18 protein-coding genes and 1 pseudogene are annotated in these 20,166 nt (G+C 69.6%); 14 read left to right on the plus strand and 5 right to left on the minus strand.

Going from position 1 to position 20,166, the window contains the following annotated elements; translation table 11 throughout:
- Positions 1-78 precede the first annotated feature (78 nt).
- The 5 genes from FBF36_RS04015 to FBF36_RS04035 form a co-directional block, all read right to left on the minus strand.
- Positions 79-1,509 (minus strand): ABC transporter permease, encoded by a 1,431-nt coding sequence (locus FBF36_RS04015; protein ID WP_009394586.1) that lies wholly within the window; start codon positions 1,507-1,509, stop codon positions 79-81.
- Positions 1,506-2,297 carry an ABC transporter ATP-binding protein gene (locus FBF36_RS04020; RefSeq protein ID WP_009394585.1) on the minus strand — a complete coding sequence of 264 codons (792 nt, stop codon included), beginning with the start codon at positions 2,295-2,297 and terminating at the stop codon, positions 1,506-1,508. Before FBF36_RS04020 ends, FBF36_RS04015 begins: the two co-directional genes overlap by 4 nt.
- Positions 2,294-3,361: a biotin/lipoyl-binding protein gene (locus tag FBF36_RS04025; RefSeq protein WP_009394581.1), complete on the minus strand. Its 1,068-nt coding sequence runs from the start codon at positions 3,359-3,361 to the stop codon at positions 2,294-2,296. Before FBF36_RS04025 ends, FBF36_RS04020 begins: the two co-directional genes overlap by 4 nt.
- A gap of 182 nt (positions 3,362-3,543) precedes the next feature.
- Entirely contained in the window at positions 3,544-4,821 is a 1,278-nt protein-coding gene (galK, locus tag FBF36_RS04030; RefSeq protein ID WP_138137197.1) for a galactokinase, read from the minus strand.
- A gap of 59 nt (positions 4,822-4,880) precedes the next feature.
- Positions 4,881-5,678, minus strand: coding sequence for a DeoR/GlpR family DNA-binding transcription regulator (locus FBF36_RS04035; RefSeq protein WP_009396109.1), 798 nt, complete (start codon positions 5,676-5,678; stop codon positions 4,881-4,883).
- A gap of 314 nt (positions 5,679-5,992) precedes the next feature.
- Here FBF36_RS04035 and FBF36_RS04040 point away from each other — a divergent pair, with 314 nt between their 5' ends.
- The 14 genes and pseudogenes from FBF36_RS04040 (at position 5,993) to FBF36_RS04105 (ending at position 20,161) form a co-directional block, all read left to right on the plus strand.
- Positions 5,993-6,655, plus strand: coding sequence for a 2'-5' RNA ligase family protein (locus tag FBF36_RS04040; protein ID WP_009733979.1), 663 nt, complete (start codon positions 5,993-5,995; stop codon positions 6,653-6,655).
- Positions 6,652-7,674: a YihY/virulence factor BrkB family protein gene (locus FBF36_RS04045; protein ID WP_138137199.1), complete on the plus strand. Its 1,023-nt coding sequence runs from the start codon at positions 6,652-6,654 to the stop codon at positions 7,672-7,674. Before FBF36_RS04040 ends, FBF36_RS04045 begins: the two co-directional genes overlap by 4 nt.
- 234 nt (positions 7,675-7,908) lie before the next feature.
- Positions 7,909-8,259: a hypothetical protein gene (locus FBF36_RS04050; protein ID WP_034492139.1), complete on the plus strand. Its 351-nt coding sequence runs from the start codon at positions 7,909-7,911 to the stop codon at positions 8,257-8,259.
- 53 nt (positions 8,260-8,312) lie between these two features.
- Entirely contained in the window at positions 8,313-9,515 is a 1,203-nt protein-coding gene (locus FBF36_RS04055) for a mannose-1-phosphate guanylyltransferase (RefSeq protein WP_138137201.1), read from the plus strand.
- Positions 9,516-9,737: 222 nt separating this feature from the next.
- Positions 9,738-10,838 (plus strand): BMP family lipoprotein, encoded by a 1,101-nt coding sequence (locus FBF36_RS04060; protein ID WP_009394947.1) that lies wholly within the window; start codon positions 9,738-9,740, stop codon positions 10,836-10,838.
- 57 nt (positions 10,839-10,895) lie between these two features.
- Positions 10,896-12,425: an ABC transporter ATP-binding protein gene (locus tag FBF36_RS04065; RefSeq protein ID WP_138137203.1), complete on the plus strand. Its 1,530-nt coding sequence runs from the start codon at positions 10,896-10,898 to the stop codon at positions 12,423-12,425.
- Positions 12,422-13,765 carry an ABC transporter permease gene (locus FBF36_RS04070; protein WP_009394944.1) on the plus strand — a complete coding sequence of 448 codons (1,344 nt, stop codon included), beginning with the start codon at positions 12,422-12,424 and terminating at the stop codon, positions 13,763-13,765. The genes FBF36_RS04065 and FBF36_RS04070 overlap by 4 nt, the downstream gene beginning before the upstream one ends.
- Before the next feature lie 3 nt (positions 13,766-13,768).
- Positions 13,769-15,061, plus strand: a complete 1,293-nt coding sequence (locus tag FBF36_RS04075; protein WP_034491674.1) for an ABC transporter permease — start codon at positions 13,769-13,771, stop codon at positions 15,059-15,061.
- Positions 15,058-15,492: a cytidine deaminase gene (locus FBF36_RS04080; protein WP_009394915.1), complete on the plus strand. Its 435-nt coding sequence runs from the start codon at positions 15,058-15,060 to the stop codon at positions 15,490-15,492. The genes FBF36_RS04075 and FBF36_RS04080 overlap by 4 nt, the downstream gene beginning before the upstream one ends.
- Positions 15,493-15,519: 27 nt before the next feature.
- Positions 15,520-16,881 carry a thymidine phosphorylase gene (locus FBF36_RS04085; protein ID WP_225792499.1) on the plus strand — a complete coding sequence of 454 codons (1,362 nt, stop codon included), beginning with the start codon at positions 15,520-15,522 and terminating at the stop codon, positions 16,879-16,881.
- Entirely contained in the window at positions 16,878-17,687 is an 810-nt protein-coding gene (locus tag FBF36_RS04090; protein ID WP_138137207.1) for a hypothetical protein, read from the plus strand. Before FBF36_RS04085 ends, FBF36_RS04090 begins: the two co-directional genes overlap by 4 nt.
- A 110-nt stretch (positions 17,688-17,797) precedes the next feature.
- A pseudogene (locus tag FBF36_RS13785) lies at positions 17,798-17,953 on the plus strand (glyoxalase); the annotation flags it as partial.
- A gap of 204 nt (positions 17,954-18,157) precedes the next feature.
- A complete protein-coding gene (deoC, locus tag FBF36_RS04100; RefSeq protein ID WP_034492107.1) occupies positions 18,158-18,811 on the plus strand; it encodes a deoxyribose-phosphate aldolase in 654 nt (217 codons plus the stop codon).
- 165 nt (positions 18,812-18,976) lie between these two features.
- Positions 18,977-20,161 (plus strand): metal ABC transporter substrate-binding protein, encoded by a 1,185-nt coding sequence (locus FBF36_RS04105; RefSeq protein WP_034492105.1) that lies wholly within the window; start codon positions 18,977-18,979, stop codon positions 20,159-20,161.
- Positions 20,162-20,166 lie beyond the last annotated feature (5 nt).

Genomic DNA, 20,166 nt, shown 5'->3' on the forward strand with positions numbered 1-20,166 from the left:
GCTGACTCCTTCAGAGAACAGGCGGCGGGGGTCGGGAACCTGAACGTGCCCGACCCCCGCCGTCGTCTCAGTGTCGTCTCAGTAGCGGATCGCGTCGATCGGCCGGATGCGGGTTGCCACGATCGCCGGGATGATGCCCGCCAGCGCGCCCACGGCGGTGGCCGCGACAAGGCCGATGACGGCCGCCATCATGGGGAAGGGCGGAGTCGTGGTCACCGGGATGCCCAGGAAGGCACTCAGCGGCATGACGCGCATCCCGACGATCGCGATCCCGATGCCGATGACGCCGGCGACCACGGTGGCCACCACCGACTCCAACATGATGGAGAAGAAGATGCGTCGGCTCGTCGCCCCGAAGGAGCGCCGCACCCCGATCTCGTGGATGCGTTGGCGCACGGTCACCAGCGAGATGTTGACCAGGCTCAGGGCCCCCAGCAGCATGACGAACACTCCGGCGGCCGTGACCACCTGGGTGAAGGTGTTCGCGCTGGAGACCATGCCGCTGCCCTGGAGGTTGTCCTCGGTCTGGGTCGATCCCTGACCGAAGCGCGCGTCGAGGTCCTTCTTGGCCAGGCCGGCGATCTCCTTGGCACCGTCCTGACCGGCCCAGATCTCCAGTGTGGGGGCAGGGCGGGAAGCGTCCTTGGGCAGCCAGTGCTCGTAGGGCGTGTTGAGAGCGAAGGCGGTCACGGGCTGTGTGCACGGCAGGCCCGCGTCCCGCTCGGGGTCACCGCTGCAACCGATGAGGGAGAGGTCCTCCGCCTCCAGCACGCCGACGATCGTGAAGGAGGTCTGCACGGGGGAGAAGGAGGTGACGGTGACCGGCTCGGTGAACTGCTGGATCCCCAGCGCCTCGAGGAAGCCCTGGGTGACGACCATGCTCGGGGAGAGGTCGTCCTCGTCCTGCGCGGTGAACCAGCGCCCCTGGGAGACGGTCTTGTGGTGCAGGAGCCCGTAGCTCAGGCTCACGGTCTGGGTGGGCACGCTCCGAGCGCCGTCGGGGAAGGAGAAGCGGACGTTGGAGGTGTAGGTCGTCGCCCAGGACTTGACCTCGTAGCGCTCGACGAAGCTGTTCATCGCCCCCGAGATCTTCGCCGCGGTCGCGGCGCTGGTCGTGGAGCCTCCGCCCGGGGCACCTGCGCCACCCGCACCTCCTGAGCCACCCGAGCCTCCCGCCCCGCCTGCGTCGCTGCTGCCCGAGTCGGAGCTGCTGCTGCCCGAGTCGCCGCCAGTGCTCGCCTCCGGTGCGTCGTCGGCCTGGAGGGCCTGGTCCAGGCCCTTGCCGGTGGGGCTGACATTGATCGTCACCGTGCCCTGGCGACCGGTGTACTTCTCGCTGACCTTGTTGATGGCGTCGACGGAGACCTGCCCCAGGGCGATGACGAAGGTCATGGCCGCCACCGCCGCCGCCACGCCCACCAGCGACAGCAGGACCCTCAGCTTGCCGATGCGCAGCTGGGCCCAGGCCTCGACGATGGCGCCGAAGAATCCGGTGAGAATGCCGTTCATGAGGCTCCTTCGTGGTTGGTGGACACAGACGGGTAGGGGGATGTCGGAGGGGCGGTGACGACCTCACCGAACTCCTCCAGGCTGCCGACCTTCCGTTGCGTGACGGAGATCGGGGTGAGGGTGCCGTGGTCGAGCCGGTACTGCGTGTGGGCGCGGCCGGCCACGGCCAGGTCGTGAGTGATGATGATGAGGGCGGCACCGTTCTCGGCGCACTGGCGCTCCAGGAGCGTCATGACCGAGTTTCCGGTGTCGACGTCGAGGGCACCGGTGGGCTCGTCGGCCAGGATGACGCTGGGGCGGCGGGACAGCGCCCTGGCGATCGCCACCCGCTGCTGCTCGCCTCCCGACAGGCGTGAGATGGGCGAGCCCACCTTGTCTCCCAGGCCCACGGCCTCCAGCAGCTCCGCGGCCCGCGTGCTGCGGGTCCAGAAGGCCCTGCCGGTGTCGTACAGGAGCGGGGCGGCCACGTTCTCGGTGGTGCTCAGCCCAGGGATGAGGTTGAAGGACTGGAAGACGAAACCGAAGGTCTGCCCCCGCAGGTGGGCGCGGCGGCTCTCCCCGAGCCGGGAGGTGTCGGTGCCGGAGAGCGTGTAGTGGCCCGACGTCGGTTTGTCGATGAGGCCCAGGATGTTGAGCAGGGTGGACTTGCCCGTTCCCGAGCGTCCCACGATGGCCACGTGCTCGCCGGGGGAGACGCTCAGGTTGACTCCCGTGAGGATCTCCAGGGGCTCGGAGTCGGGAACGGTGAAGGTACGGGTGATCTCCCGCAGCTCCAGCAGCCCGCTCACAGGATCTCCTTGCCTTCGGAGTCGTAGCAGGCGGAGTTGTCCGGCTCGCAGGTGTCCGGCGTCCCGGTACGGCGCGTGTCCTTGTTGGGGACGAACTGCAGAACCTGCTGGTCGGCCTTGAGCCCGGCGGTGATCTGGATGTTCGTACCGTCCGTGATCCCCAGCTTCACAGCGGTCTTGACCGCCTTGGAGGCGTCCCCGGACTCGGGGACCAGCCACACGAAGCCCGAGCCGACCTTGCCCTCCACGGCGGTGACTGGAACCATCAGGGTGTCCGAGGCGCTGCCCGCGTCGACGCTGATGGTCACCGGCATGCCGGCGAAGACCTTCTGGTCGCCGGGAACCGCGCAGCGCATCTCCACGCTGGTGCCGTCACCGGAGGTGGTCGTCGTCGATCCGTCCCCACCGGTGGTCGTGGAGGTGGAGGCCTTGGTGCCGATCTTGAGGTTGTTGCACTGGAAGGGCGCCGGTCCCCCTTCCAGGGTCAGGGTCGCGGCAGTGGGGGCGTTGGTGAGCCGGTACTGCTGCGCAGCGCTGACGGTTCCGGTGGCCGAGTAGGTCGAGGGGGTGATGGTGGCCACGACGACGCCGACGCCGGTCTCCTGCTGCTTGATGACCTTGGGACTCACGGTGCCGCTGACGGGGGCGTAGATCGTGGACCAGGTGACCTTGTCCTCGGTCGGAGTCTGGGTGACGTTGCCGTTCTCGTCGGTCCTGGTCGCCGGGGGCTGGGACTCGGAGTGCTTGATGTAGAGCAGCGGATCGCCGGCGTTGACCTGGCTGTCCTTCTCCACGGCGACCGAGTCCACCACGCCGGCCAGGTCGGCCTGGACCTCGACCGTGGCGTCCTGAACAATGTGACCCTTGACCGTGACCGTGTTGGAGATGCTGCCGGTGGCAACGGTGGCGGTCTTGACGTCGGCGGCGTAACCGGGGGAGATGTCAGCGGTTGTGCCGTCGTTCTGCGAGGGGAAGAAGGCGATCTTCACCAGGGCGACGGCGACGATCGCCGCGATGAGGGTCTTGAGGGCGGGCCAAACGAAGCGCTTCACGGCGTCCTCCATGGAAGGCAACGGAATCGGAACCGGGTAGGGAGCCCGCGTTCCTGATTAATACGCACAGAGACTACGGCAGAGGTGCTTGTCTGACCTCATCCTGAAGGAGGAACGCTGAAAGCCCTCTCCAACCGAGGTTGGAGAGGGCTGAGCATCGTCGGGTGCGTGGGCCGAGCGGTGTGCTGTACAGCTCAGGCAAGCCGTCCGGCCGGGGCGGCGGGAACCGCATCGAGAAAGGCCGGCGGGTTGAAGCCCTCACGCCGGTAGGCGTCAGCCACGGCGGTGGCCACGGCGTGGACGGCGTCGGCGTCCACCAGGGCGATCGCTGAGCCGCCGAACCCGCCACCGGTCATGCGCGCGCCGTGGGCGCCGGCGGCGCGGGCCGCCTCCACGGCCACATCCAGCTCGGGGCAGGTGCACTCGTAGTCCACGCGCAGTGACTCGTGCGAGGCATCCATGAGCCTGCCCGCCTCGGCGAGCTTCTCACCGCGCAGGGGGCGCCCGTTCTGCAGGAGCGCGACGAGCCGGCGGGTGCGGTCGATCTCGGTGACGACGTGACGGGTGCGCTTGACCAGCTCGTCGGCGTCGTCGGCGTCGGTGGCGGCGAGGCGCTCCAGGGCGCCGGGCAGGTCCGCGATCGCGACGTCCGCGAGGAGCTCCACCCCGAGGATCTCGGCGGCGCGCTCGCAGGCGGCTCGCCTGGCCCCGTACTGGCCGTCATCCAGGGAGTGCTTGGCCTTGGTGTCGATGACCAGGAGGGCCAGCCCCTCGGCGGCCAGGTCGAAGGGCACGTGGGTCACCGAGCCGTCGCGGCAGTCCAGCTCCAGTGCGTGGCCCTCTCGGCAGCGCAGGGATGCCGACTGGTCCATGCCACCGGTCGGGGCTCCGGCCATCTCGTTCTCCGTGCGCACGCAGTTGGTCACCAGGCGGGCGCGCCCGGCGTCGTCGGGCTCCTCAGGGGGCCCGGCCAGGCCCAGGTGCGCGACCTCGTCAATGGCGACGGCCGCCGAGCACTCCAGGGCCGCCGAGGAGGACAGCCCGCCTCCCAGAGGCACGCAGGAGACCAGGGCGGCGTCGAAGCCGGGCAGGTCCTCGAACCCGTCGCGCTCCAGGGACCAGGCGACGCCGGCGATGTAGGAGGCCCAGTGCTCCACCTCCCCGGGGGATCCCTTCGGGCCGATCGTGTCAAGGTCCATGACGTCGACCTTCTCCCGGGTCTGGGGAGAGACCAGGCGTACGACGCGGTTGTCGCGGCGGCGCAGCGCTAGGTGCGCCCGGTGGGGCAGGGCGATGGGCAGGGCCAGGCCGCCGTTGTAGTCAGTGTGCTCGCCAATGATGTTGACGCGCCCGGGCGCGTACCAGACGCCATCGGGCTCGGCCTCGAAGACCTCGCGGAACAGGTCGGTCGCGGCCTCGGCGCCCTCCTGCGGGCTCAGTGCAGGGGCGAAGACGGGAGCATCGTTGGTCATCGTGGTCTCCTGTGATGGGTTGTTCTGTGAGTGAGCGGACGGGCTGTGGCGGGGCGGGGTCAGGTGGCGATGGTCAGGCGGGTGCCGGCCTGGTGCAGGGCGTCAACGCTGTCGGCGTCGGGCTCGGCCTCGGTCACCAGGACCCCGATGTCCCTAGTGGCGCAGAAGGAGCGCAGCCCCAGGACCCCCCACTTGGAGGAGTCCAGTGTGGCCACCACTGTGCGCCCGGCGGCGACCAGCGCCTGGTTGGCGGAGGCCTCCTGCAGGTTGGGGGTCATGAGCCCGGCCTCGGGAGTGAAGCCGTGGGCGCCCAGGAAGACCCACTCCACGCGCATCGTGCGCAGCGCGTCGACGGCCACCAGCCCCACCAGGGCGTTCGACGGCGTGCGCTCACCCCCGGTGATGACCACCGTGGGGGCGTCGCGGTTCTCGGCGCGGGCGGTGTCGGCGGCGTCGAAGAGCACCTGCGCGGCGGGCAGCGAGTTCGTGATGACGGTCAGGGTGGGGAAGTGCTCCAGCTCGGTCAGGGCCTGGGCGAGTGCGAGGGTGGTGGTCCCGGCCGACAGCGCCAGGGAGTCCCCGGGGCGGACCATGGCGGCCGCCGCCTGGCCGATGCGGCGCTTGACCTCCAGGTTGAGGGTCGACTTGGCGGTGAATCGCGGTTCGAGGGTGGTGGGGCCGGCCGCCACCGCTCCGCCGTGGACGCGTTCAACCAGTCCCTGGGTGACGAGCTCGGTGATGTCACGGCGCACGGTCATCTCGGAGATCCCCAGCTCATCGACGACGTCGGCCACGCGGACCCCGCCGGTGGTCGCGACCCGCTCCAGGATGTGCTCCTGGCGCTGACGGGCGAGCATCGGGGCCGGGCGGGGCGATCCGACGGCGGAGGCTGAGGTGCCGGGTTGCATGGGGCCAGTCTGCCAGACCTCAGCGCCGAAAACGCCATGTTCGCACGTTCCCGCACAGAGTCGCACAGGCGGTGATGGTCGCCGATGTGTCGCCCGTTCGGTCGGTCATGGCACACTCATCCCGCTCGTGCCGCGCTCCCGGCTGGGATAACAAGGGCATGACACGGTAATGTGTCCGGGTCGCCCTCATGGGCACGCGTTCTCCGGACGCAGGTTTTCACATCAGCCCGATCAACCCGTCATCCCGTAGGAGCCCAGGAGTCATGCAGATCCCCGCGCCAGACGCGCACCAGTGCGTCATCGGTGTGGCCATCGCCCTGCCCTTCCACTACGCCGCCCAGGTGCGAGCGGTGCGGGAGGCCGCCGGGGATCCTCTGGCCGAGGTCGTGCCGCCTCATATCACGCTGCTGCCGCCCACGGCCGTTGACGTCGACTCCCTCGACGAGGTCATGCGGCACCTGCGTGACGTGGCTGCCGGGACGAGTCCCTTCGAGGTGCGTCTCGACGAGGTCGGCACCTTCCGGCCCGTCAGCCCCGTGGTCTACCTCGGTCTGCGCAGCGGTGCGGAGGAGTGCGATCGTCTTCAGATGCGGGTCCGTCACCGCCGGGGTCCCCTGGCCCGTTCGCTCAGCTTCCCCTTCCACCCGCACGTGACCCTGGCCCACGATATCGCCGAGGACGGCCTCGAAACCGCCGCGAGGAAGGGAGCGGATCTGACTATGGACTTCACCGTCACCAAGCTTCATCTCTACCGCCACCGCAGCCGGCCCTCTCGCCACACTTGTAGCGGGTACCCGGCTTCGGAGGGGGTTTGGGACGTGGTTGCCGCCTTCGCCTTCGGAGGCTCCCTCGCCTCCGACGCCTCCGCTGACAGTGAGGCAACCGCAGCATCGGTGACCTCCTCGACTCCGGTGGTCTCGCTGTGATCGAGCGCGTCAAGGAGCTGCTGGCGGCCGGACGGCGCACGCGGGTCGGCCGGGCCCTGATCCGCTACGGCACGGCGCGCGGTGCGCTCATGGCCGGAGGGATCGCCTACACGGGCATGTTCTCGGTCTTCGCCGTGCTCGTCATCGGCGTGAGCATGCTCATGGCGATGCTCGGTCATTATCCCACCATCCGGGCGGCCGTCGTGGACTCCATCAACTCGCTGCTGCCCGGTGTCATCGACACCGGCAACGGCCAGGGGATGGTGTCGGTCGAGCAGCTGACGCTCACCTCGGCGCTCAACCTGGGATCGGTGCTGGCGGCCGGGGCCTTCATCTACTCGGTCATCAGCCTCATGGGAACCCTCAAGATCGCCTTGCGGGCCATGTTCGGCCTGGTCAATCCCGTGATGAGGCCGGTGGTCGGGCAGCTGGCGAATCTCGCGGGGTTCCTCGTCATCGTGGCCGGAGTGCTGGTGACCGCCGTCGCCTCGGTGGTGACGACGACGCTGTCGGGCAGCGTCGGTCGTTCCCTGGGTCTGCCGCAGTCGCTGACCGGAACCGGGGCGTGGGTGATGACGCTCCTGCTCTCCTTCCTCATCGACACCGGTGTCCTGGCGCTCCTCATCACCATGTGCGGCATCCGCCCTCCCCGACGCGACCTGGTGCAGGGCTGCATGCTGGGCGCCTTCGCGCTGGGCGTGCTGCGCCAGGTGGGAACCGGGGCGGTCGGCTCGGTGACGCGCAACCCGCTGCTGGCCTCCTTCGCGGCCATCGCCGTCCTCATCCTGTGGCTGCACCTGACCAGCCGCGTCGTGCTGCTCGTGGCGGCCTGGATGGCCAACCCGCCGCTGCCCCGCGACGTCGATCACCCCGACGAGGTCCACGCCCACGAGCGCCCCAACTACGTGACGCTCTCCGTGCCGGAGACCCTGACCTGGCCCCGTCAGTCCATCACCGGCAGCCTCGAGGCGGACCCGACGGCGCACCCCGACTACGTCCCGCCGGTGCCGATCCCCTGAGAGTGGATGGAACTTTTTTGGGGAGAGGAGGGAAATGGTGGTGACGTCCGAAGACGAAATTTTCACGACTCAAAAGGCGGGTGTGACGTGTTCTCGAGTCCCTGGTCGCCTACTGAATCGGTAGGATGTGCATGCGTCGGCGAGTTGTGAATCCGCAGGTGGAGATTCTCGTCCGCATGGGTAGCATTGCCTGTCGAACGCATCCCTTGTTCTCTTTTCCTGAAAGGAGTCGATGTGTCAGCGGCTAAACGAGTGCTCATCTTTGCGTTGGTTCTGCTGGTAGCGGGCGTGGGAGTCATCGGGGTCAGTCTTATTCCTGCGAGCGGAGAGGCCCCCAAGTACGAATGCGTCACCGACGGGTCCGTCAGCTCCGGGGTCAGCGATCCGGACCAGGGAGGCTGCTCCGTCACCATTGAGAGCTATCGGGCCCGTGCCCAGTGGGAGAGTCAAGGATGGCTCGGTGAGAGCGCCTATACGGTTCGTAAGGTGGCGGCTGGTGGAGTGGTGCTCGGCATTATTGGTTTGGTTGCCGCAGGTGTCATGAAAGCGACTCAGCGGAAGAAGGTCGCCCGGCCGGGGATGTAGTTGCTGAGACTGGGGCGGTGGTGCGTGCGGGGTGGTGGTCCGAGCGCTAGCCTGTGCCGGTGACTGACATTTCTGGCAACCCCGGCACGTCCGATCGCGCCGTACAGCCCGACGGCTCGGCACCGGCCATTCACGCCATCATCCCCGCCGGCGGCGCGGGCACCCGGCTGTGGCCTCTCAGCCGGCGTGGCCGCCCCAAGTTCCTCCTCGACCTCACCGGGGCCGGCCGCAGCCTCCTGCAGGACACCGTCGAGCGCCTGGCCCCGGTGACCGCGACGACGACAGTCGTCACCGGTGTCGCCCACATCGACGCCGTGGCCCACCAGCTCCCAAACGTCCCGCGAGACAACCTCCTGGCCGAGCCCTCCCCGCGCGACTCCATGGCGGCCATCGGCCTGGCCGCCGCCGTCGTCGCCCACCGCCACGGGCGAGACGCCGTCGTCGGCTCCTTCGCCGCCGACCACACCGTGGCCGACCGGGCCGCCTTCGCCGACGCCGTCCGCCAGGCCGCCCTCCTCGCCGAGCAGGGCTGGGTGGTCACCATCGGGATCGAGGCCACCGGCCCCTCGACCGCCTTCGGATACATCCACGCCGGGGACCCCACCGATGTGCCCGGAGCCCCCGACGGGCGGCGGGTCCTGGGCTTCACCGAGAAGCCCGATGCCGACACCGCCGCCGCCTACCTGGCCACCGGTGACTACCGCTGGAACGCCGGCATGTTCGTGGTCCGCGCCGGTGTCCTCCTGGACCACCTGGCCGAGCTCAGACCCCAGCTGGCCCAGGGCATCGAGGCCATCGCCGCCGTCTGGGACACCCCCGAGCGCGAGGAGGTCCTGGCCGAGCGCTGGCCGGACCTGGAGAAGATCGCCATCGACCACGCCATCGCCGAGCCGGTGGCCGCCTCCGGGGGAGTGGCCACCGTGCCGGTCTCCATGGGATGGAACGACGTCGGCGGCTTCGACGCCCTGACCGACCTCGTCCCGCCGCGCACGGAGGGGACGGCGGCAGGGGCCGGCGTCCTCGATGACGTCGACGGCGCGGCCCTCGCGGCCCCTGGAGCAGAGATTCAGGCCGTTGACTCCGACGGCGCCCTCATCGCCTCCACGTCCGGACGCACGGTCGTGCTCCTGGGAGTGCCGGGCGCCGTCGTCGTCGATACCCCCGATGCCCTCCTGGTCACCACCCCCGCGCACGCCCAGGACGTCAAGGGCGTCGTCGACGCACTGAGAGCGGCTGGTCGCGAGGACCTGCTCTAACCGCGCCACCGGCCCACGGATGCCGCAACCGCTGGGGCCGCTGGGGCCTTGAGGGGCCCGGCGCCAGGAGAAGAGAGTCCTCCGGCGCCGGGCCCCCTCATCGAAACCGACACGATCATGAGGTGATTCCGGTGGAACGGGTGGTGTGAGAATGAGAGGTTTTCACTTATCCTTGACACTCGGATGTGTCCCCCGTCGCACGTGAGAACCACGGAGGTTTCCATGAAGAAGGCCTGTTCCGCGATGACGCTCGGTGCGGCCCTGGCCCTGGTCCTGGCCGCCTGCGGGACGCCGCCGGCGCAGCGGCCCACCCGCAACCTGGAGGGCGCCAAGGACTTCACCGCCTGCATGCTCTCCGATGAGGGCGGATTCGACGACCACTCCTTCAACGAGTCCGGCAAGAAGGGACTGGACCGGGCCGGCAAGGAGCTGGGAGTCAAGACCATCGCGGTCCAGTCGGAGAACTCCGCCGACTACGCCACCAACATCTACGCGCTCATCCAGCAGAACTGCAAGCTCGTCATCGGCGTCGGCTTCAACATCGCCGCCGACCTGACCGAGTCGGCCAAGGCCAACCCCGACATCCAGTTCGCCCTCATCGACGCCTCCTTCATCGGCGCCGACGGGAAGCCCGCCGCCCTGCCCAACACCAAGCCGCTGCTGTTCAAGACGGCCGAGGCCGCCTACCTGGCCGGATACGCCGCCGCCGGAACCTCCCGGACCGGTGTCGTGGGCACCTACGGCGGCAAGCCCCTGCCCACCGTCCAGATCTTCATGGACGGCTTCGCCAAAGGCGTGGCCCGCTACAACAAGGACACCGGTGCCTCGGTCCAGGTCAAGGGCTGGGACACCACCACCGGCAAGGGAGGCTCCTTCGTCGGTAACTTCACCGACGCCGCCAAGGGTCAGGCCATCACCGAGCAGTTCATGTCCCAGGGCGCGGACATCATCATGCCGGTGGCCGGCCCCGTTGGCCAGGGCACACTGTCCTCCGTCAAGCAGAAGAACGACGCCGGTGGCACCAACGCCGTCATCTGGGTCGACTCCGACGGCTACACCTCCACCGGTGACGGCAGCATCATCATGACCTCCGTGGTCAAGGAGATCGGCAACTCGGTCTTCGACACCGTCAAGAACGCCTCCGAGGGGAGGTTCTCCTCCGAGCCCTACATCGGGACCCTCAAGAACAACGGGGTGACCACCGCACCCTTCCACGACTTCGACTCCCGGGTTCCGGCGCCGGTCAAGGCCAGGCTTGAGGAGCTGCGAAATCAGATCATCGACGGCTCCCTCGATGTCTCCACCCCCTACGACCCCTCCTGACCGCCCGGCCGGGGCCGGCGCCCCGAGCCTCCACCGCCACCCGGAAGCGAGCCTGTTGTGAAGCTTGAGCTGCGCGGGATCACGAAGGCCTTCGGGCCGCTCGTGGCCAACGATCACATCGACCTGACCGTCGAACCCGGCCAGATCCACGCCCTCCTGGGCGAGAACGGCGCGGGCAAGTCCACGCTCATGAACGTCCTCTACGGCCTCCACCAGCCCGACGCCGGAGAGATCCTCATCGACGACGAGCCCGTGACCTTCTCCGGTCCGGGCGACGCCGTGGCCGCCGGCATCGGCATGGTCCACCAGCACTTCATGCTCGTGCCCGTCTTCACCGTGGCCGAGTCCGTCGCCCTGGGCTACGAGCCGGCCGGGCCGCTGGGGATCCTCAACGCCGGTGCCGCCGCGGCCAAGGTCACCGAGATCTCCCGCCGCTTCGGCTTCGACGTCGACCCCGACGCCCTCGTCGAGGACCTGCCCGTGGGCGTCCAGCAGCGCGTGGAGATCATCAAGGCCCTGGCCAGAGACGCCAAGGTCCTCATCCTCGACGAGCCTACCGCCGTGCTCACCCCGCAGGAGACCGACGAGCTCATCACCATCATGCGCGAGCTCAAGGCCTCGGGCACCTCCATCGTCTTCATCACCCACAAGCTGCGCGAGATCCGCGAGGTGGCCGACACCATCACCGTCATCCGCCGCGGCCGTGTCGTCGGCACCGCCGAGCCCACCGCCTCGGCCGCCGAGCTCGCCGGCCTCATGGTCGGCCACGACGTCTCCCTGACTGTCGACAAGCCACCGGCCGAACCCGGGGACGGCGGGCTCGCCCTGGAGGGCATCAGCCTCGTCGAGGACGGCGCCGTCCTGCTCGAGGACATCGACCTGCACGTGCACGCCGGCGAGATCCTCGCCATCGCAGGCGTCCAGGGCAACGGGCAGACCGAGCTGAGCGAGGTCATCCTCGGGCTGCGTCCGCCCACCACCGGTTCCATCGCCTTCGACGGCCAGGACGTCACCCGCCATGGGGTGCGTCGACGCCTGCGGGCCGGACTCGGTTTCGTGCCCGAGGACCGCACCACCGACGGCATGGTCGCCGAGCTCTCCGTCGCCGAGAACATGGTCCTGGACCGCTACGACGACCCCTCCCTGGGGCGGGGCCCGTCACTGTCCCCGACGCGCGTGCGCCACGCCGCCCACCGGATGCGCGAGGAGTTCGACGTGCGTGTCACCGACGTCGGCGACGCCATCTCGACCCTCTCAGGAGGCAACCAGCAGAAGGCCATCCTCGCCCGCGAACTCTCCCGGCCCCTCAAGGTGCTCGTCGCCTCCCAACCCACCCGCGGCCTGGACGTGGGCTCCATCGAGTTCGTCCACCAGCGCATCGTCGCCGAGCGGGACACCGGCACCGCCGTCCTCATCATCTCCTCCGAGCTCGATGAGATCTACGCCCTGGCCGACCGGATCGCCGTCATGTACCGCGGACGAATCGTTGGCACCGTCCCCGCCGACACCGCCCGTGACGCCCTGGGCCTCATGATGGCCGGCACCCCCGCCGAGCAGGCCCTCGACCCTCAGGAGCAGACACGATGAGCACCTCCACCACCGGCTCCGGCACCGAACCGACGCCGACGGACCAGTCCGAGGACCGCCCCGAGGGGCGGACCAAGCGCGGCCCGAGCGGCCAGTCAGGCAGTCGGCCTGCCGGCCAGGCCGCCCTGCTGCGACAGGTCATCTCCTCACCGGCCGTCGTCGGGCTGCTCGCGGTCCTGACCGCCCTGATCCTCAGCTCGATCCTCATCCTCGCGGCCGACTCCGAGGTGCGCTACACCGCCACCTACCTGTTCAACCGTCCCGGCGACTTCCTTCACGCCACCGCCTCCACCCTGAGCGAGGCCTACAGCTCCCTGCTGCGCGGCGCCATCTTCGACTGGCGCGCCACCACGGGCGTGCGCATGATCCGCCCCATCACCGACACCCTGACCAACGCCACCCCGCTCATCATTGCCGGGCTCGGCATGGCGGTGGCCTTCCGCGCCGGCCTGTTCAACATCGGCGGCCAGGGGCAGATGATCCTCGGGGCGATCACGGCCTGCTACGCGGGCATCGCCTGGAACCTGCCGCCGGTGGCCCACCTGCTCGTGGCCGTCATCGGGGCGGCGCTGGGAGGACTGGTGTGGGGCGGCATCGCCGGCGTCCTCAAGGCCCGCACCGGTGCCAACGAGGTGATCGTGACGATCATGCTCAACTCGATCGCCGCCCACCTGCTGTCCCAGGTGCTCAGCCTCAAGGCCTTCAACGGGGAGGGAGAGACCGGCAACCGCAAGTCCCTGACCGTGGCGGACACCGCCCAGTACCCCTCACTGGCCGGCGACTCCTTCCGCCTCCACACCGGATTCCTCCTCGCCCTGCTGGTCGCCGTGGCCGTGTGGTGGCTCATGGAGCGCTCCCGCCTCGGCTTCCAGCTGCGGGCCACCGGCCTCAACGCCGACGCCGCCCGTACCGCTGGCATGAGCGTGCCCTGGGTGACGTGCCTAGTCATGATGATCTCCGGCGCCCTGTGCGGACTGGCCGCCACCGCACCGGTCCTGGGCACCCAGAAGAGCATGGACGAGTCCGTCGTGGGCACCATCGGCTTCGACGCCATCACGGTGGCACTCCTGGGCCGCTCCCGCCCCGTAGGCACCGTGCTGGCCGGCCTGCTCTTCGGAGCACTGCGCGCCGGCGGCACCGCCATGCAGGCCGCACCGGGCACCCACATCAAGATCGTCCTGGTCCTGCAGTCCACGATCGTGCTGTTCATAGCCGCTCCACCTCTGATCCGAGCCATCTTCCGGCTCCCGGAGCGCCGAGAGTCCCCCGGCGGCACCGATCCGTCCCCCGCCTCAGTGACGGCCACAGCCCCGGCCGCTCCCGCCGTGAAGGAGGCCTGAGCCATGAGCGCATCAACTGCTTCCACCGATTCTCACGCCGTGACCGCATCGGATGTGTCCGCTCCCGCGGCGGTTGCGCCCATGGACCTCAAGGTCCCGATCACCGGCGTCGTCGTGCTCCTCCTGCAGGGGCTCATGGCCCTGGGGGCCCGAGGCGCGACCACCTTCGACCTCACCTCCTCCTCCGACCTCTTCCGGCTCGGGGCCCCCGAGCTCAACGCGCGCCTGGTCATCCTCGCCGCCGCTGGGATCGTCGCGGTGGCCACCGCCGTCGCCTTCGACCGGGCCCGGCGTCGCAGCAGGATCCCGACCTGGGGCGCCGCCCTCATCGGCGTCGGATTCGTCATCGCCTTCCTGGCCTGGGCCGGAGCCGGACGCAGCGGCGTCATCCCCCTGGTGACCATCCTGTCCTCCGCGCTGGGACTGAGCGTCCCCCTCGTCTACGGCTCGCTTGCCGGGATCATCGGGGAGCGCTCGGGCACCATCAACATCGCCATCGAGGGCCAGCTCCTGGGCGGGGCCTTCCTGGGCGCCGTCGTCGCCTCGGCCTGCTCCAACCCGTGGGTGGGGCTCCTGGCCGCACCCGTGGCCGGAGTCCTCGTGGCGCTCCTGCTGGCCCTGTTCGGACTGCGCTACCGGGTCAACCAGATCGTCGTCGGCGTCGTCCTCAACGTCCTGGTCTCCGGGCTCACCGGCTTCCTGTTCTCCACCTTCCTGTCCTCCAGCCCCAGCCTCAACCGGGCCCTGCGCCTGCCCACCCTGGCCGTACCGCTGCTGTCTCGGATCCCGATCATCGGGCCGGTCCTCTTCCGCCAGACGATCCTCGTCTACCTCATGTACGCGGCCGTGGCGGTCCTGTCCGTCATGCTCTTCCGCTCCCGGTGGGGGCTGAGGGTGCGGGCCTGTGGCGAGCACCCCAAGGCCGCCGACACCGTCGGCATCAACGTCATGCGTACTCGCGTGGCCAACCTGGCCCTGGCCGGGGCGCTGGCGGGACTGGGAGGGGCCTTCTTCACCGTCGGCTCGGGCCTGTCCTTCGAGAACGACATGACCGCCGGCAACGGCTACATCGCCCTGGCCGCCATGATCCTGGGTGCCTGGCGGCCCCTGGGCTCCCTGGGGGCGGCCCTGCTCTTCGGCTTCGCCACCTCCGTGGCCCAGACCCTGCCGGTCATCGGCAGCTCGGTCTCACCCGACATCATCTCCATGATCCCCTACATCGTCACGATCCTGGCGGTGGCCGGATTCGTGGGCAAGGTGCGTGCACCGGCCGCCGAGGGGGTGCCCTACCCGTGAGCAGCATCGCGCCCACTGCTCTGACCGACACCCACTGGCAGGCCCTGCGCGAGCTCGCCGTGGATGCCATGACCCGCGCCTACGCCCCTTACTCCCGCTTCAAGGTCGGCGCCGCCGCCCTGGTCGACGACGGCCGACTCGTCTCGGGATGCAACGTGGAGAACGCCGGCTACGGCGTCACCCTGTGCGCCGAGTGCGGCCTCGTCTCCGAGCTCATCCGCACCGGAGGAGGGCGCCTGGTCGCCTTCGCCTGCGTGGACGCCCACGGCCGGGCCTTAGCGCCCTGCGGGCGCTGCCGCCAGCTCCTGAGCGAGCACGCCGCCGACGGTCTGGTGCTGGCCATGCCCTCAGGGATGATGAGCATCGACGAGGTCCTGCCCGACCGCTTCACCGCCGCCGACGTCGAACGCGTCGTCGGCCAGCAGGGCTGAGGACCGGCTGACCAGCAGCCACAGATGATGGAGGAGAGCCCCGTGACCGTCCCCGCCGCACCACCGGCCGTCGAGCCCTTCGACGCCGTTGACGTCATCGCCGCCAAGCGCGACGGAGCCGCCCTGACCGACGCCCAGATCGACTGGGTCGTGGACGCCTACACCCGCGGCGCCGTCGCCGAGGAGCAGATGAGCGCCCTGGCCATGGCCATCTACCTGCGCGGCATGAGCCGGGCCGAGATCGCCCGCTGGACCGGTGGCATGATCGCCTCCGGGGAGCGCATGGACTTCTCCGGCCTGACCCGCCCCACAGCGGACAAGCACTCCACCGGGGGAGTGGGGGACAAGATCACCCTGCCACTGGCGCCGCTCGTGGCCGTCTTCGGCGTGAGCGTCCCCCAGCTGTCCGGGCGCGGGCTCGGGCACACCGGCGGGACCCTGGACAAGATGGAGTCCATCCCCGGCTGGAGGGCCGACCTCAGCAATGAGGAGATCCTGGCGATGCTCGGGCTCAATGGCCCCGGCGCCGTCATCTGTGCCGCCGGTGCGGGCCTGGCCCCCGCCGACAAGCGCCTCTACGCCCTGCGCGACACCACCGCCACCGTCTCCTGCGTCCCCCTCATCGCCTCCTCGATCATGTCCAAGAAGATCGCCGAGGGGACCGGCGCCCTCGTCCTGGACGTCAAGGTCGGCTCGGGCGCCTTCATGAAGGAGATCGACCAGGCCCGCGAGCTCGCCTCCACCATGGTGGCCCTGGGGACCGACGCCGGCGTGACCACCCGTGCCCTGCTGACCGACATGTCCACCCCGCTCGGGCTCACCGCCGGCAACGCCCTTGAGGTCGCCGAGTCCCTCGAGGTGCTCGCCGGCGGGGGACCGGCCGACGTCGTCGACCTCACCGTGGCCCTGGCCCTGGAGATGTGCGCCGCCGCCGGCAGACCCGTCGCGGAGGACGAGGCCCGCGATGCCCTGGCCGACGGGCGCGCCATGGACGTCTGGCGCGACATGATCGCCCGCCAGGGAGGGGACCCGGACGCACCCCTGCCCCTCGCCCCGGAGACCGAGACCGTCACCGCCCCGGCCGACGGGGTCCTCACCACCCTGGACGCCTTCGCCGTCGGGGTGGCCGCCTGGCGCCTCGGGGCCGGGCGGGCCCGCAAGGAGGACCCGGTCCAGGCCGTCGCCGGCGTCACCATGCACGCCAAACCGGGCGACGAGGTGCGCGCCGGCCAGCCGCTGCTCACCCTGCACACCGCCACCCCCGAGCGCTTCGCCCGCGCCCGGGAAGCCCTCGCCGGCGGCATCGTCATCTCCGAGGCCGGATCGCCGGAGGCGGCCGACGCCGTGGCCCGCCGGGAGCGCGGCGTCATCCTGGAGCGCATCGGATGACCACGCCCCGGCCGGTGGAGCCCGCCATCGTCGCCCGAGCCGTCAACTCCCGGCTGCGGGTGGGCCGCCTCACCCAGGCGGGCCAGGCCATCACCCTGACCCAGACCGACGGCACTACCTGCGGGCCCACCTGCCTCCTGGCCGCCCGCCTGCTCCTGGAACCCGGCCAGCGCGCAGCCGTGACAGGCGACCTCGCCCTGGAGAAGACCGCCTCGCCATCCGGCCGGGAGGGCAAACAGCTGATGTCTAGCCTGTCCCGCCACCAGGTGCGGATCCAGCGGGCCATGAATGTCCGCGGCCTGGGTATCCTGCCCTGGCCGAAGGCGCTCGGCTCCACGCCCTGGTCCGTGGCCCGGCAGATGACCGAGATCGCGAGCACCTGCACCCCGGGCGGCGGGCGCCGTCGCTACACGGCGCGGTGGGTGAGCGACTGTGGTCCCACCTGGGGCAGTGAGGTCGCCTCGATCCGTGAGGTGCTGGCGTGCGGGCTCCCGGTCATCCTGGTCACCGGTGGTCCGCTCGTTCTCGATGACGACGCCGAGGGGCACCCCACTGCGAGGGCGAGGCTGCGCACCTCCCTGGCGCGAACCCCGGCTGTGCCCCGCCACTACGTCTTGGCCCTGCCCTGGCGGTCCGTTGAGCAGGACGACCCCGGTGAGGGGTGCGTGCACATCTACGAGCCCTCCAGCGGTTCGGTGCGCCCCCTCGACCTGACCGCCCCGCGCGATCCGCACCGCCCCGGCCCCCGCGAGCTCGGCAACTGGCCCCGTGTCATCGCCGTCATCGCGCCCGAAAACAATCCATGACGAGTTCCAGTTGTGTGGGAGTGATATCCATGTCGACACGGCGAGCCATGCCACTGATCACTGTGCGCGATCTTGATGCTGCCATTGAAGCGTATCGTCGCCTCACCGGGATGGAGGTGGTCATGAATCATGGCTGGATCGCCACCCTGTCCCCGCCAGGGGATCGTTCCATCCAAATCAGTTTGATCGCCTCTGATCCCACTGCTCCGGTCAACCCGGCGGTCTCCATCGAGGTGGATGATCTGGATGACGCCTACCGGATCGCGCGGGAGAACGGCTGGGAGATCGTGCATGAACTCGCTGTGGAGGAGTGGGGGGGTGCGTCGTTTCTTCTTCCGGGATGCGGACGGAAACATCGTGAATGTCCTTTCCCATCTGTGATTCCAGCGTTGACGGTATGTCGTGTGGTTGCTTTGCCCGTGTCAGGTAGGTCGGTCCATGATGGTATGGACGCTCTTGAAAGGACCCCCATGACCACGCGCGCCCAGATCGCCCGCCTCATCGACCACACCCTCCTCAAGCCCGAGACCACTGCCGCCCAGGTCGACGCGCTCATCGCCGAAGCCGCCGCCCTGGGCACCTACAGCGTGTGCGTCTCCCCGAGCCTCCTGCCGCTGGGGGTTCCCGACACACTGCACGTGGCCACCGTCTGCGGCTTCCCCTCCGGTGCTCACGCCACCTCCGTCAAGGCCGCCGAGGCCGCCGACGCCCTCGCCAAGGGCGCCGAGGAGATCGACATGGTCGTCAACCTCCGCCTCGTCAAGGAGGGCGACGCCGAGGCCGTCGAGGCCGATATCCGCGGTGTGCGCGAGGCCTGCCCGGGCGCCGTCCTCAAGGTCATCATCGAGTCCGCCGCCCTCACCGATGAGGAGATCGTCTCCACCTGCCGTGCCGCCGAGGCCGCCGGAGCCGACTTCGTCAAGACCTCCACCGGCTTCCACCCCGCCGGCGGCGCCTCCACCCACGCCGTCGCCCTCATGCGCGCCACGGTGGGAGACCGCCTCGGCGTCAAGGCCTCCGGCGGAATCCGAACCGCCGCCGACGCCCTCGCCATGGTCGAGGCCGGCGCCAACCGCCTCGGCCTGTCCGCCAGCGCCGCCGTCCTGGAGGGGCTGGACGTCTGAAGAGAACCGTGCGTCACCGCACATCACCGAACATCACTGACGGGCCCGGCGTGACAGCCGGGCCCCGTTGCCGTCCGCACTGGCATGAAACAGAAAGGATCGCCTCAACTTGCCAAGTTTCGGGTCCCCGAAACTATACTCGGCTCTATGAGAACCATCCCCAGTATGAGTCGCCGCAGCGCCGCGGCACTCGCCTGCCTGGCCCTGTCCGCTCCCGCCCTGGCTGCCTGTGGTCACAGCTCGACCTCGGCCGACGCCGCGGGAACGGTCAAAGCAGTCGCCTCCACCACGCAGATCTGCGACTACATCACCCAGCTCGCCAGCGGCGACGCCTCCAGCGACCTCTCCTTCGACCGCACCGGCGCGGACGGCAAGACCCAGCACTTCGGCGCCGACGCCGCCACGGCCACGTCCCGCCTCAAGCTCACCTGCCTGCTGGCCCCCAACGCCTCAGCGCACGAGCACGACATGACCACGGCCCAGTCCAAGGCCCTGTCCGAGGCGGATCTCTTCTTCATCTCCGGCGTCGACCTGGAGCACTTCCTGGACTCCGCCGTCGACTCCACCGGATTCAAGGGCACCGTGGTGGTGACCTCCGGGGTCGCCGGGGCCGCCGACGTCGATGACCTGGCCGCCCAGAAGAAGAAGGAGGAGGCCAAGCCCTACAAGGTCGACCGAGGCAGCGCCAAGGTCGAGGTCGCCAAGTGGCCCTTCCCGCCGGAGGAGGGCGAGAGTGAGCCCGAGTTCCGCTTCGACCCGCACGTGTGGACCTCGCCGAAGAACGCCATCGTCCAGGTCACCAATATCGGTGCCGCCCTGGAGAAGGCCGCTCCCGATCAGGCCGGCGTCTTCCGCAGCCACGTGGACGCCTACGTCGCCAAGCTCAAGAAGCTCGACGAGTGGGCCGCCGGCTCGCTCAACTCGGTGCCCCAGGACAAGCGGGTCCTGTTCACCAGCCATGACGCCTTCGGCTACTTCAGCAAGGAGTTCGGTGTGAAGTTCGAGGGCGCTGCCCTGTCCGACTTCAACGCCCAGCAGGACGCCACCGCCGACAAGATCAAGGAGACCGCGGACAAGGTCAAGGCCTCCGGGGCTGTGGCCATCTTCGCTGAGAACTCCAACAACCCCAAGTCCATCCAGAAGGTCGCCGAGGTCGCCGGCGTTAAAGCGGTCATCGGAGACGAGGCCCTCTACGGCGACTCCCTGGGGACCCCCGGATCCGACGGTGAGACCTACATCGGCTCCATCCTCCACAACGTCTCCAACCTCACCAAGGCCTGGGGAGGCACGGTCACCGAGATCCCTGCCGACCTCGCCCAGTGGACCCCCAAGGCCTCCGACGTCAAGTGAGGAAC

Source organism: Actinomyces sp. oral taxon 171 str. F0337, assembly GCF_005696555.1.
Lineage (GTDB): Bacteria > Actinomycetota > Actinomycetes > Actinomycetales > Actinomycetaceae > Actinomyces > Actinomyces oris_E.